Here is a 13,457-nt window from a genome sequence, read left to right on the forward strand (position 1 = left end):
GTGTCGTTACTTATTTATAACCAAGTTATTAAATAGTATATATGATGCAACTTTACTCAAGAAAGCCATCTGAAATTCAGATGCAACCCAAACAAGAAACAGTTCAATTTTTGATTGATTTTTCCAAATCGCTAACTATTGTAAAAACCAAATCAAAAGGCTTCATTGAATTGAATTTGAATTAAGAGTGGAAAAAGCTTCAACTGATGTTGAGGCTTTTTTTATGTTTAAATTGTATATCCATTAAAATTTACATTGTATAAGCAAAAATGTACTTCTGTTTTCAACGAAATTTGTGGTATGGAAAATATATTAGTAGCAGGTGCCAATGGTACCACAGGAAAAAAAATAGTAAATTTATTAGCAACATCACAATATTTTACACCAGTAGCAATGGTGCGTAAAGAAGAACAACAAAAGCAATTTATACAGCGAAATATACAAACTGTTTTAGCAGATTTAGAAGAAGACGTTGCACATACCGTAAAAGATATTGATAAAGTTATTTTTGCAGCAGGTTCTGGAGGAAAAAAAGTAAAAGAAGTAGATGAAAATGGTGCTAAAAAATTAATTGCAGCAGCCGAAAAAGAGCATATAAAAAAGTTTGTGATGTTGAGTTCTATGGGGGCAGATAACCCAAAAGGTGCCGAAGATTTACAAGAGTATTTAGAGGCCAAACACAATGCAGACGAGTTTTTAAAGAAAAGTAATTTAACCTATTCAATTGTTAGACCAGGAACATTAACTGATGATAAAGGTTCTGGAAAAATTGAATTAAAACACAAATTAAATAAACAAGGAGAAATTAGTAGAGATGATGTGGCACAAACTTTAGTAAGGGTTTTACATGATAGTGCAGAAGTAGATGATACTTTTGAGATTATTAAAGGAGACACTTTAATTGGTAAAGCAATTCCTCATTAAAATTAAGAACTCTTTTTAAGATAAAAAAACACCTTTTAAGGTGTTTTTTTTGTTTTATAGTAATCATCTAAAACCGATTTTCTACCAATAGTTTTAGTTATAATATCTTTTTCTAAGTCCCAACCACGTGCAGGTGAGTATTCACGACCATACCAAATAATTTGTAAATGCAAATCGTTCCATAATTCTCTAGGAAACAAACGTTTTGCATCCTTTTCAGTTTGATTTACGTTTTTTCCATTGGTTAAATTCCATCTGTATAGCAATCGATGAATGTGAGTATCTACAGGAAAAGCAGGTACTCCAAACGCCTGACTCATTACCACACTTGCAGTTTTATGACCTACAGAAGGTAATTCTTCTAAACCTTCAAAAGATTCAGGAACTTCGCCATTATATTTTTCAATTAATATTTTTGATAAACCATAAATTCCTTTCGATTTCATTGGCGATAATCCACAAGGACGAATGATTTCTTTAATTTCATCCACAGATAGTTTAACCATCTCAAAAGGATTATCAGCTTTAGCGAATAATAAAGGTGTAATTTTATTTACTCTAACATCTGTACATTGTGCAGATAACAAAACAGCTACCAAAAGTGTATAAGGATCTTTATGATCTAAAGGAATTGGTATTTCTGGATAAAATTCTTGAAGTTTATCAATTACAAATTTAACTTTTTCTTGTTTGGTCATTATTAATTTTAAGTTCAAAATTTAACATTCAAAGTTAGCTAACTTATTCGTAATTTTAAACTTTGAATTTTAAATATTAAATTGAATATATGACATCATTAAAAATAGGGGATAAGGCTCCACAATTTGAAGCAAAAGATAATGCCGGGAATACCATTAAATTATCTGATTATTCAGGTAAAAAACTAGTGTTATTCTTTTATCCAAAGGCAAGTACGCCTGGTTGTACTAACGAAGCTTGTGATTTAAGAGACAATTATCAAACTTTTTTAGCTAAGGGTTATGACGTTTTAGGCGTAAGTGCAGATTCAGCAAAAAGACAACAAAATTTTATCAATAAAAATGAATTACCTTTTCCGTTATTAGCAGACGAAGATAAAACTGTAATTGAAGCTTTTAATGTTTGGGGACCAAAGAAATTTATGGGTAGAGAATATGATGGTATTCATAGAACTACCTTTATTATTGATGAAAATGGGATAATTGAAGATGTAATTACCAAAGTTAAAACTAAAGCGCATGCAGAGCAAATATTGAATTAGGAGGTAGATTTGAGTTTTTTGTATTGAAAAATACCTAGTACTAGGTATTGTTTTTAATTGTTAAATTGATAATATTTGGAGTTAAATTTAAATATTTTACTAATTTTTTAATTAAAAACTATTAAATAATGAAAATTAAATTACTTTTTATTTTTGCATTCTTTTTTCTGAGTAATCAGTTTATTGCTCAAAATGTTCCAATTCCAGACACTAATTTTGAACAAGCTTTAATCGATTTAGGTTGGGATACCAATGGATTAAATGGAAATATACTTTTATCTGAAGCACAAGCAATTGATAGTCTTAAAATAGAAAAAACAGCAGATGCTACTGATAAGATTAAAAATTTAACAGGTATTGCAGCAATGTCTAATTTAGTGTCTATAGAAGCTGGTTATAATGAAATTACTACTGTAGATTTATCTCAGAATACTGCACTTGTTAATTTGTTTTTAAATGATAATGGATTAACAGGTATTGATGTTTCAAATAATTTAGCTTTAAAACGTTTAGGAGTATTTGGTAACAATATTACATCTCTAGATGTTAGTATGTTAACAGATTTAGAAGAGTTATTTATTCATTACACAAAATTAACAAATATTGATGTTTCTAATAATGCTAAATTATGGTGGTTATATGCTTTTGGAAATGAAACTACCAATCAATTTACTACAATAGATGTAAGTAACAATCCAGAATTAAAGTATTTATATCTTTCTGGAAATCAATTAACAAGTATTGATGTAAGTAATAATCCTAATTTAGTTAGATTAGTTATTGATAATAATGAACTTACATATGTAGATGTAAGTCAAAATAATCTAATTGAATGGGTTACAACTTTTGATAATCCAAACTTAACAGATATTAATTTTGGTGATATTTCTAGTGTAACATCAATTTGGTCTTGGGGTACAAATTTAACAAGTTTAGATTTTTCTAAATTAACCAATCTACAATATTTAAGATTAAGCAACAATGTAAATATTTCTGCTATAGATTTATCTAAAAATCCTAAACTAATATCATTAGAAATAGGGAATACAGGTACTAATGCTATAGATATAAGTAATTTAACATCCTTAGAATTCTTATTAATTGAGAATAATCCTTTAAACGCTATTGATTTATCGAATAACACAGCTTTAGTAAAGTACTATGGTTCTAATTTAACAGGAAGCTTAAGAGAAATTGATTTTTCTAACAATCCTAAATTAGAAACAATTCACGTAAACGGAAATAATTTATTATCATTAAATGTTAAGAACGGTGCAAATTCTATTTTAACCGAATTTCAAGCAGTTAATAATCCAGATTTACAATGTATTCAGGTTGATGATATTACCATTGCAAACACTAATCTAACCAATCAAACTTGGCTAAAAGAGAGTGTAGCGAATTATAATACAGATTGTAGTTTAACATCTGTATCAATTCCAGACACCAATTTTGAACAAGCTTTAATAGATTTAGGCTGGGATACAAATGGGTTAAATGGAAATATCCTTTTGTCTGAAGCACAAGTAATTGATAGTTTAAAATTAGCAAAAACAGTAGAAGCTATAGATAAAATAACAAATTTAACAGGAATTGAAGCAATGTCTAATTTAGTATCGATAGAGGCTGCTTACAATGAAATTACTTCTGTAGATTTATCTCAGAATAGAGCACTTACTAATTTGTTTTTAAATGATAATCAATTAACAGCAATTGATGTTTCTAATAATGTAGCTTTAGAACGTTTTGGAATTATGCGAAATCAGATTACAGCAGTAGATGTTTCTATGCTATTAAATCTTAAAGACTTATTTGTACATGATAATCAGTTAACTAGTATAAATTTATTAAATAATACTGAGTTAACTTGGTTATTTGCTTCAGGAAACCAATTGTCTAGTATTGATCTATCAGCAAATACAAAATTAGTGAGAATTGATATTTACAATAATCTATTAAAAAGTATTAATGTAAGTAGTTTACCAGATTTAAGCGATTTTAGAACAGCAAATAATCAATTAACAGATTTAGACCTTTCTAACAATAGTCAACTACTTTCATTTAGTTGTAACGATAATTTATTAACGTCATTAAATGTAAAAAATGGTAATAATAGCAATTCAACTTACTTTGACGCTTCAAATAATCCAAATTTAACGTGTGTAACTGTTGATGATGTTGCTTATTCAACAACAAATTGGACGCAGAAAGATGCACAAACCAATTTTAAAACAAACTGTGATGACCTAATTGTTTATATACCAGATGCTAATATGAAAGCAGCTTTATTGGCAGACCCTTTTATAAATACAAATGGAGATGGTGAAATTCAAGTAGCAGAAGCAGAAGCAATACATCAAGATATTGATAAAGGAGAAAGTTTAAATATATCTGATTTAACAGGAATTGAAGCCTTTATAAATATTACTGGTTTAAATGTAAATAATAATAATTTAACAACTGTAGATTTATCAAAAAACACAAAACTTACGTGGTTAAGTATAAATGATAATAGTTTAACAAGTATAGATTTATCTAACAATACAGCATTGCAAACTATTAATATAAGCAACAATAATTTATTAAATTTAGATGTTTCTAAGCTAACAAATTTAGAAAATCTATATGCTTATAGTAATAAGATTGGTGCAATAGATGTAACCAACAATCTTAAATTAAAGAAGCTTTGGTTAAATGTAAATGAGTTAACATCTTTAGATATATCAGCCAATAGTATTTTAGAAGAATTACAATTAGACTGGAATTTTAATTTATCTGCAATAGATTTATCAAATAATTTAGAGTTAAATAGAATCCATTTATGGAAAACAGCTATCAGTACAATAGATGTAAGTATGTTATTAAAACTGCAAAGATTATATGTTTCTGATACCCAAGTTACAACTTTAGATATTACCAATAATACAAAATTATTTGATATTCGTTTGGGAGAAACAGACATTACTACATTAGATGTTTCTAAAAATGTTTTGCTAGAAAGAATAGATGTTTTTAAAACCAAAATAACTTCTTTAGATATTTCTAAAAACAGCAAATTAACAAGATTGTTAATGAACGAAAACGAATTTACAAGTATAGATATATCTAAAAACCCATTTTTAATTGAATTGGTGGCAAATGATAATAAAATTGTAAATATAGATATTCATAAAAACACAAGTTTAGAAAATTTAACCATCAATAATAATCGTTTAGAAAGAGCGGTTTTAAGAAATGGTAACAATACAGCAATCACAAATTTAGATATTACAGGCAACGAAAATTTAACTTGTATTACTGTTGATAATGTTACTTACGCTAATGAAAATTGGTTAAATAAAGATGCAACTGCTACTTATAGCACAGATTGTAATGCAGTTTGGGAGGTATATACAGAAGATACCAATTTAGAAAGTTCGTTAAATTCAATTACAGGTTTAGATGATGATGGAGATGGAGTAATTACTTATGAAGAAGCACAAGCATTTACTGGTGATTTAGATTTAAGTGGACAAGATATAAGTGATGCAACTGGTTTAGAAGCATTCTCTAACGCTGCTAGTATAAATATTTCTGGAAATAGTATTACAGATATTAGCAGTTTATTAACTAGTTCTACAGTTGTGGTTAGCTCTAGAGTTACAGGAGAAAAAAGAACATTATCTAGAAGTTCTAACGGAATTAAAAAATTAAATGTTGCTAATAATTTAATAGAAGAAATAGACATTACAGCAATTACAAGTATTACAGAACTTATTGTTGCAAATAATAGGTTAACTTATTTAAATCTTAATAACAGTGCAAATACTAGCATTATTACTATGGATGCAACAGGTAATCCTGATTTAAGTTGTATTCAGGTTGATAATATTATGGATGCAGAAGGAAATCCAAACTGGAAAAAAGACAGCACAGCAAGTTATAATACCAATTGTCCTAAAACGGTTTTAGCAACAGAAAACTTTTTAAAAGAAAATATCTCTGTTTATCCAAACCCAGCAAGTAGAAATATAGAAGTTTCGTTAAGCAATGGGTTAAACTTAAAATCTATTGAGATTTACAATTTGGTTGGTAAAAGTATCCTTAAAACAAAGAATAATTTAGTTGATATTAATAAGTTATCAAAAGGAATTTACTTTGTAAAAATACATACAGACCAAGGTTATATAAATACCAAATTGATAAAAGAATAAGTAATTATAAAGCAGAAAAAAAGAGGAAAACATTGCGTTTTCCTCTTTTTTTATAATATGAATTTTAACCTGTTATAACTGAATCGATAATCCAACTATAATTTGATTAACTCTTGTATCGTATTCTACATTACCTAAATTACCAGCAAAAGAAGATTCAACATCAGAAAAACCTCTTTCCCAACGTACATCAATTCCTAATTTACCAAATTCAACGCCACCACCAAATTGTAAACCTACAGTAAAACCATCAGCATCAACATCGTTAATATCTTTATAACTAAAATCTGAATCTAAGATATACTGAAAAGATGGGCCAATAAAAACATTACCAATTCCAAAAATCTTTTTTCCTAATAATACAGGAATATCAATTTTTTGAAAAGTGTGAGTTGTAGTTGTTGTTCCTTGTGTGTAATAGACTTCATTTTCTAAATTGGTGTACACCAATTCTGGTCTAATATAAAGACCAATAATAGGTAATTTACCACGTAACCAAATACCAGCATGGTAACCTGTTTTACTTTTAGCTCCGCTAAAAACATCTTGGCTTGTTTCTTTAATAGAGTTTGAGTTGTAGTTTACACCACCTTTAACACCAAATTGAATTTGAGCGTTAGAAGTTTGGCTAAATCCGAAAGCCAATAACATGAATACGATTACTTTTTTCATAATTTTAAAATTTTTAGTTTATATAAAGACGCTTTTAAAAACAAAAACGTTATTATTTTCTAGAAATTACTTTTTTAACAGCTTTAATTACAGCATCTGCATCTAAACCGTATTTAGCCATTAATTGAGCTGGAGTTCCAGACTCACCAAAAGTATCATCAGTTGCCACAAATTCTTGTGGAGTAGGTGTGTTTAACGCTAAAGTTCTAGCAACACTTTCTCCTAAACCTCCTAATTTATTATGCTCTTCTGCAGTTACTATACAACCTGTTTTTGCAACAGATTTTAAGATAATTTCTTCGTCTAGAGGTTTAATAGTATGAATATTAATTACTTCAGCAGAAATACCTTCAGCTTCTAATTTTTCGGCAGCTTGTAAAGATTCCCAAACTAAATGTCCAGTAGCAACAATAGTTACATCTGTACCTTCTGTTAATTGAATTCCCTTACCAATTACAAATTCACCTTCTGGCATAAAAATTGGCACTTTTGGTCTACCAAAACGTAAATAAACAGGCCCATCAAAATCTGCAATTGCAATAGTTGCTGCTTTTGTTTGGTTATAATCACAAGGATTAATAACTGTCATTCCTGGTAACATTTTCATTAAACCAATATCTTCTAAAATTTGGTGTGTTGCACCATCTTCTCCTAAAGTTACACCTGCATGCGAAGCACAAATTTTTACATTTTTATTTGAATAAGCAATAGACTGACGGATTTGATCGTACACACGACCTGTAGAAAAGTTTGCAAAAGTACCCGTAAAAGGAATTTTACCTCCAATAGTCATTCCTGCAGCAATACCCATCATATTTGCTTCTGCAATACCTATTTGAAAAAACCTTTCTGGGTTTTCTTTAATAAAGTCTGCCATTTTTAAAGAACCTACTAAATCAGCACATAAAGCAACTACGTTTGGGTTTGTTCTACCTAATTCTGTTAAACCATCACCAAAACCAGAACGTGTATCTTTTTTTTCTGTGTACGTATATTTTTTCATTATAATAATTGTGTTGTAAAATTTTGCGTAAAAATAAACTTTTATTTTTCTTTAGAGAAGAAAATAGACTTTAGAATAAAGACTTTTAAAAATATTTTTTAATGAAAATTAATAATCTAACAGTAAAACGAGATATTAATTTACAATTTCATAAATTCTTGATAAAGTTTATGAATGGGTAAGCCAACTACATTAAAATAACTGCCTTCCATTTTATCAATAGCAATAAAACCTATCCATTCTTGAATGCCATAAGCACCAGCTTTATCAAATGGTTTGTAGTTTTTAATGTAATAATTGATTTCTTCATCAGTAAGTTCTTTAAAAGAAACTGTTGTTACATCATTTATAATCTTTTGAAAATGCCTGTTTTTTATGCTTATTGATGTAATAACCTCGTGTTTTTTACCAGATAATTTTCTAAGCATTGTAAAAGCATCAGCAGCATCTTTAGGTTTACCAAGCGCTTCATTATTTAACCAAACAATGGTATCAGAAGTAATTAATACATCTTTTTCGGATAAATTTGTAAATGCTTTTGCTTTTAAATCAGCTAAATAATCAGTAATTTCTGTTCCTTTTAGAGTATCAGGATAAATTTCATCTACTTTTTTTACATCAATTGTAAATTCGATATCTAAATCTTTAAAGAATTGCTGCCTTCTTGGTGAACCAGAAGCCAAAATTATATGGTAGTTTTTTAATTTTTCTTTAAGCATTAAAGCCTTTCTTTATTCTTGCTAAATCTCGTTTATTATCTCTGTCTTTAATTACGTTTCGCTTATCGTGCGTTTGTTTTCCTTTGGCTAAAGCAATTTCTAATTTAGCAAAACCTTTATCATTAATAAATAATTTTAAAGGTACAATTGTATTTCCTTTGGCTTCAACATCTTTTTTTAAACTACGCAATTCGCGTTTGTTTAATAACAATCTGCGTTCACTTTTAGGATTGTGATTAAAATGATGCCCATACATATATTCTTGTATATACATATTTATGATAAACAATTCTCCACGATCATTAAATTCGCAAAAGCTTTCTGTAATTCTTGCCTGACTTAATCTTATCGATTTTATTTCTGTACCTGTTAATTGAATTCCAGCTACATATTTGTCAAGAATTTCGAATTCGAAACGCGCTTTTTTATTCTGTATGTTTATTTTTTTCTGCACTATGTAAGGCGGATTTTAAATTTATACAAAGATACATTTTTAGTTTGGTGAAAGAAATGTAATTTTGATGTCAATTTTAACTCAAATCAAACAAAAATTTATGAAATATTTTGTTCTTTTTATTTTAGTGATTGCAGTTTCTTGTAAGCCAACAGAAAAAAAATTAACAGCTCAAGAAATTATTGATAAAACCATTTTATACTCAGGTGCCGATTTGGTGGTTAATTCTGAAATTAATTTCACTTTTAGAGACAAAGAATACAAAGCCATCAGAAATAATGGGAAATTTAGTTTATCGAGAACATTTGATTCGATTACAGATAAATTAACTAATTATGGTTTTACAAGAACTATAGATGGTAATATTGCAGAAATCGACTCTGCAACAATTAATGTACAAAGCAATGCAGTAAATTCTGTGCATTATTTTTCGGTTTTGCCCTTTGGTTTAAATGATAAAGCTGTTCATAAAAAGTTGCTAGCATCATCAACCATAAAAAACAAAGACTATTATAAAATTGAAATTACTTTTTCTGAAGATGGAGGAGGAGAAGACTTTGAAGATGTGTTTATTTATTGGATTGGTAAAGATGATTTTTTGGTAGATTATTTAGCGTATTCTTACCATACAAATGGAGGAGGAAAGCGTTTTAGAGTGTTAAAAGAACAATGTACTAAAAACGGAGTTCGTTTTGTAGATTACCATAATTACAAACCTTTAGCTAAAAATATTGCTTTGGTTGATATTGATAAAGCTTTTGAAAACAACGAATTAAAGAAGGTTTCAGAAATTGTATTAAAAGATATTGAGGTTAAGCTTATAGAGGAATAAGAACTGTTTTAAATTTAGTTATGAATATAAAAAGATGGATAATTATAATTATAAATACATTAAATATATGTGTTGTTTTATTTTTATCAGTTACTTTTTATAAAGAATTCTCTAAAGTTTTAGACAATCGAGTTTTATTGCAATTAAATTCCATCAAAACATTAAAACACATTCAGTTACAAAAACTAATAAATTCTGAATGGCAAAAAATTAATACAGCAAAAACAGCGCAATACAATTCACCAAGTTTTATTTTACCGGCAACCAAATTCGATAAAAAAGGAATATATGATGTTACTCATTTAAACCCAACCAAAGAAACATCAATTGTATTTATTAATTTTATTGATGGCGTTCGAAAAATTCATCTTTTAGATTATAATAAAGTTAAAAACATTTTATTAGAAAGAACAGGAATGGGGGTAAGTGGAGAATCTTATTTGGTTGCAGATGATTTTAGATTGCGTTCTCAATCTCGTTTTTATCCGAAGAAAATACCTTATCACATAAAAGCAAAAACCAAAGGAGTTTTAAAAGGTATTAAAGGTAATTTTAATTCAGGTATATTTTTAGATTATAGAAATATAAGTGTGTATAGTGCTTATCAACCCATAAATATTGGAAATTTAAATTGGGTTATTTTATCTGAAATTGATGTTGATGAAGTATCTAAACCTTTAATAGCAATGCGTAAAAAATTAATTTTTATTACCATTTGTATCATTGTTGTTTCTGTTTTCTTATCTCTTTTTTTAACCAAAATCATAACACAACCTATTATTGAAATGAAAAAAAGGTTAATGATTATGGCTAAAGGAAATTATAATCAAAATTTTGAAGTAAATTTAGAATCATCAAAATCTTTATTGGCTAAGCCAAAAGAAATTAATGAAATGTTTGAAGCTTTAACAAGTTTAAAAACAGCACTTTCTGGAGCTGTAGATTTCTCTGTAGAAGTGGGTAATATGAATTTAACATCAGATTATAGTCCTAAAAGTACAGACGATTTATTAGGAAAAACGCTTTTAAAAATGCGTGAAAAATTAATTGATTTTCGAAATAAAGAACAGCAATTAATCTTAAATAACAAAAGGCTTTTAGTAGTTAGATTAGAAGATGAAAGAAAAAAATTAGCAAGAGAATTACACGATGGTATAGGACCATTTTTAACTACTTTAAAATTTTATATTCAGAATAATATTGAAAAAGAAAGTCATAAAAAAGAAATAAAAAGTATGATAGACACAACTATTGCAGAAGTTAGGTCTATGACAAATGCATTAATGCCCTCTACTTTAGAAGATTTTGGTATAGGACCAACTTTAAAAAATTATGTAGAAACCATACAGCAATCTGTAGCTATTAAAATAGAATTTGATGATGCTTCTAAAGGAAATATTTCTAATGAATTGGCTATTAATTTATTTAGAATTGTTCAAGAACTTATTAATAACACCATAAAACACTCAAAAGCAAACCAAATTAAAATTACTTTATCTGAGTTCGAAAATTTTATTTCTTTATTTTATTTTGATGATGGTGGTGGTTTTAATCTAGAAAAAATAAACTTAGGTTCTGGAATTAACAATATTAGAGAAAGAGTAGAAATATTTAATGGTACCTTAGATTTAAATACAGAAAATGGTACCACAATATTTGAAATTGAAATACCAATTTAATAGACATAAATGATAAATTTAATTATTACAGACGATCACGATTTATTTAGATTTGGGCTAACAGAATTACTAAAAAAGCATAAAGATATTAATGTAGTCAATACTTTTTCTGATGGACAAGAACTTTTGAATTGTTTAGAGAAAAAAGAAGATATTGATGTTGTTTTATTAGATATTTCTATGCCAAATTTAGATGGTTTTCAAGTTTTAAATAAAATTAAAAATTTATCAACTAACGCAAAACCTATTATTATTTCTATGCATAATGAGGGGAATTACATTGCCAAATGTGCAAAGGGAGGTGCATATGGCTATTTAATTAAAAATGCTGATGAAGACGAACTTTTAATGAGCATTAGAACAGTAGCTAAAGGTAAAAAGTATTTTAGTGTAGAAATATCAGAAAAAATGGTAAACTTTATGTCAGAAAATAAAGTAAGTGCTAATCAATTATCAAACAAAGAAAATCAAGTTTTAGAATTAATATCTAAAGGCTTTACAACTAAAGAAATAGCCTCTCAATTGTTTGTGAGTTCAAGAACAATTGAAACGCATAGAGCTAACATTCTAAAAAAGTTAGAAGTTAAAAATACAGCTGCTTTAATTAAAAAAGCTACAGAGAAAAATATAATTTAGTATCCGTATAAATACGGATATTAAATTACCAATTTTCTTATACCTCGTTAAAGGGGTTTTCATGTTTAATTTTATAAAAGTTATTCAATAGTGTTTAACTCAACTATAAAAATTAAAATATCATGAGAAATATTGTTTTAGCGTTTGGTTTTATTTTAATTTCTGCGGTTACTTATGCTCAGAAAAGGAGCGATTTTAAAGGTCCTGCTTATAAAAATTATAAATATTGGAAGCATAATACAGCACCTACTATTATATATGTAAGTAATGCTAAAAAAGGTTTACAAGGACCTGCCTATAAAAATTACAAACCCAGTAAAGATGATAGTAATACCAAGTCTTTTAGAATTTTAAATGTAAAATCTAAACGTAAAAATTTAATGGGACCAGCTTATAAAAACTATAAAATCTGGAAAAAAAATAAGTAGTTGTTTGTATAATTAACCTCAAGTATCAATGCACTTGAGGTTAATTTTAATTATTTAAAAATTAAATTTTAACAAGTGTCTATCTACAATAAAATAAAATGGATTTTAGGTATTTTAATCATTTTTGTACTCATTATTACTACTAATTTAATTGATAAAAGTAATTTTACAAGAATAAAAAATACCGTAACTAATATCTATGAGGATCGGCTAATTGCTAAAGATTTAATTTTTAAGGTATCTAAAGTAATTACAGAAAAAAACATTGCATATATTTTAAAAGAAGAATCTTATTTTAAAAGTAAGAACTCTATTTTAAATGAAAACTTAGATAGTTATTTAATTCGTTTTGAAGAAACTAACTTAACTAAAGAAGAAAAAAAACTTTTTATTGCTTTAAAAAACAAGATTAAAAATTTAATTGTAATTGAAAATAAAACTGACGAAAATTTTTTAAAAAACTCAAATAGCAATTATTTAAATGAAATAAACAAAATAAATAATATCCTTACAGAGCTGTCTATAATTCAAGTTAATGAAGGCAGTAGGCAAGTTGCTATAAGTGAAAAAGCATTATCCACCATTGAACTTTTTACACAGATGGAAATTTATTTTTTAATTTTTTTAGCCATCATTGTTCAAATTATAGTAGTGTATAATAATCCTAAATAGTTAAA

Annotated in this window: 13 protein-coding genes; 8 read left to right on the forward strand and 5 right to left on the reverse strand. The window is 27.3% G+C overall.

What is annotated here, in order from left to right; translation table 11 throughout:
• Positions 1 to 300: 300 nt before the first annotated feature.
• Positions 301 to 924, forward strand: coding sequence for an SDR family oxidoreductase (locus BW723_RS13580; protein WP_068360023.1), 624 nt, complete (start codon positions 301 to 303; stop codon positions 922 to 924).
• A 35-nt stretch (positions 925 to 959) separates the two neighbouring features.
• On the opposite strand, the gene BW723_RS13585 is transcribed toward BW723_RS13580, so the two are convergent.
• The gene (locus BW723_RS13585) at positions 960 to 1,622 is read right to left on the reverse strand and encodes an endonuclease III domain-containing protein (RefSeq protein ID WP_068360021.1); all 663 of its coding nucleotides are present in this window, start codon (positions 1,620 to 1,622) and stop codon (positions 960 to 962) included.
• Positions 1,623 to 1,711: 89 nt separating this feature from the next.
• On the opposite strand from BW723_RS13585, the gene bcp reads away from it, so the two are divergent.
• Positions 1,712 to 2,164 (forward strand): thioredoxin-dependent thiol peroxidase, encoded by a 453-nt coding sequence (bcp, locus tag BW723_RS13590; protein WP_068360019.1) that lies wholly within the window; start codon positions 1,712 to 1,714, stop codon positions 2,162 to 2,164.
• Between the two features lie 128 nt (positions 2,165 to 2,292).
• Positions 2,293 to 6,357, forward strand: a complete 4,065-nt coding sequence (locus BW723_RS13595; protein ID WP_068360017.1) for a T9SS type A sorting domain-containing protein — start codon at positions 2,293 to 2,295, stop codon at positions 6,355 to 6,357.
• 72 nt (positions 6,358 to 6,429) lie between these two features.
• On the opposite strand, the gene BW723_RS13600 is transcribed toward BW723_RS13595, so the two are convergent.
• The 4 genes from BW723_RS13600 to smpB form a co-directional block, all read right to left on the reverse strand.
• Complete coding sequence (locus tag BW723_RS13600; RefSeq protein ID WP_068360015.1) at positions 6,430 to 7,029, reverse strand: porin family protein; 600 nt, start codon at positions 7,027 to 7,029, stop codon at positions 6,430 to 6,432.
• Between the two features lie 52 nt (positions 7,030 to 7,081).
• The gene (locus tag BW723_RS13605; protein WP_068360013.1) at positions 7,082 to 8,032 is read right to left on the reverse strand and encodes a transketolase family protein; all 951 of its coding nucleotides are present in this window, start codon (positions 8,030 to 8,032) and stop codon (positions 7,082 to 7,084) included.
• Positions 8,033 to 8,172: 140 nt separating this feature from the next.
• On the reverse strand, positions 8,173 to 8,751 hold the full coding sequence (locus BW723_RS13610; RefSeq protein ID WP_068360011.1) for a Maf-like protein: 579 nt from the start codon (positions 8,749 to 8,751) through the stop codon (positions 8,173 to 8,175).
• A complete protein-coding gene (gene smpB / locus BW723_RS13615; RefSeq protein ID WP_175335406.1) occupies positions 8,744 to 9,205 on the reverse strand; it encodes an SsrA-binding protein SmpB in 462 nt (153 codons plus the stop codon). The genes BW723_RS13610 and smpB overlap by 8 nt, the downstream gene beginning before the upstream one ends.
• Positions 9,206 to 9,305: 100 nt before the next feature.
• Here smpB and BW723_RS13620 point away from each other — a divergent pair, with 100 nt between their 5' ends.
• The 5 genes from BW723_RS13620 (at position 9,306) to BW723_RS13640 (ending at position 13,452) form a co-directional block, all read left to right on the forward strand.
• The gene (locus BW723_RS13620; protein ID WP_068360070.1) at positions 9,306 to 10,037 is read left to right on the forward strand and encodes a DUF6503 family protein; all 732 of its coding nucleotides are present in this window, start codon (positions 9,306 to 9,308) and stop codon (positions 10,035 to 10,037) included.
• Between the two features lie 20 nt (positions 10,038 to 10,057).
• Positions 10,058 to 11,716: a sensor histidine kinase gene (locus BW723_RS13625; protein ID WP_068360006.1), complete on the forward strand. Its 1,659-nt coding sequence runs from the start codon at positions 10,058 to 10,060 to the stop codon at positions 11,714 to 11,716.
• A 9-nt stretch (positions 11,717 to 11,725) separates the two neighbouring features.
• Positions 11,726 to 12,352, forward strand: a complete 627-nt coding sequence (locus tag BW723_RS13630) for a response regulator transcription factor (RefSeq protein ID WP_068360004.1) — start codon at positions 11,726 to 11,728, stop codon at positions 12,350 to 12,352.
• Between the two features lie 122 nt (positions 12,353 to 12,474).
• Positions 12,475 to 12,780: a hypothetical protein gene (locus BW723_RS13635; RefSeq protein WP_068360002.1), complete on the forward strand. Its 306-nt coding sequence runs from the start codon at positions 12,475 to 12,477 to the stop codon at positions 12,778 to 12,780.
• Between the two features lie 75 nt (positions 12,781 to 12,855).
• Entirely contained in the window at positions 12,856 to 13,452 is a 597-nt protein-coding gene (locus BW723_RS13640) for an MCP four helix bundle domain-containing protein (protein ID WP_068360000.1), read from the forward strand.
• Positions 13,453 to 13,457: the final 5 nt, after the last annotated feature.

This window comes from Polaribacter reichenbachii (genome assembly GCF_001975665.1).
Taxonomy (GTDB): Bacteria; Bacteroidota; Bacteroidia; order Flavobacteriales; family Flavobacteriaceae; genus Polaribacter; species Polaribacter reichenbachii.

What these genes read in the sequence shown, in the direction of transcription:
- BW723_RS13580 (WP_068360023.1), top strand. Translation starts at nt 301, where the DNA reads ATGGAAAATATATTAGTAGCAGGTGCCAATGGTACCACAGGAAAAAAA.
- BW723_RS13585 (WP_068360021.1), bottom strand. Translation starts at nt 1,622, where the DNA reads ATGACCAAACAAGAAAAAGTTAAATTTGTAATTGATAAACTTCAAGAA.
- bcp (WP_068360019.1), top strand. Translation starts at nt 1,712, where the DNA reads ATGACATCATTAAAAATAGGGGATAAGGCTCCACAATTTGAAGCAAAA.
- BW723_RS13595 (WP_068360017.1), top strand. Translation starts at nt 2,293, where the DNA reads ATGAAAATTAAATTACTTTTTATTTTTGCATTCTTTTTTCTGAGTAAT.
- BW723_RS13600 (WP_068360015.1), bottom strand. Translation starts at nt 7,029, where the DNA reads ATGAAAAAAGTAATCGTATTCATGTTATTGGCTTTCGGATTTAGCCAA.
- BW723_RS13605 (WP_068360013.1), bottom strand. Translation starts at nt 8,032, where the DNA reads ATGAAAAAATATACGTACACAGAAAAAAAAGATACACGTTCTGGTTTT.
- BW723_RS13610 (WP_068360011.1), bottom strand. Translation starts at nt 8,751, where the DNA reads ATGCTTAAAGAAAAATTAAAAAACTACCATATAATTTTGGCTTCTGGT.
- BW723_RS13620 (WP_068360070.1), top strand. Translation starts at nt 9,306, where the DNA reads ATGAAATATTTTGTTCTTTTTATTTTAGTGATTGCAGTTTCTTGTAAG.
- BW723_RS13625 (WP_068360006.1), top strand. Translation starts at nt 10,058, where the DNA reads ATGAATATAAAAAGATGGATAATTATAATTATAAATACATTAAATATA.
- BW723_RS13630 (WP_068360004.1), top strand. Translation starts at nt 11,726, where the DNA reads ATGATAAATTTAATTATTACAGACGATCACGATTTATTTAGATTTGGG.
- BW723_RS13635 (WP_068360002.1), top strand. Translation starts at nt 12,475, where the DNA reads ATGAGAAATATTGTTTTAGCGTTTGGTTTTATTTTAATTTCTGCGGTT.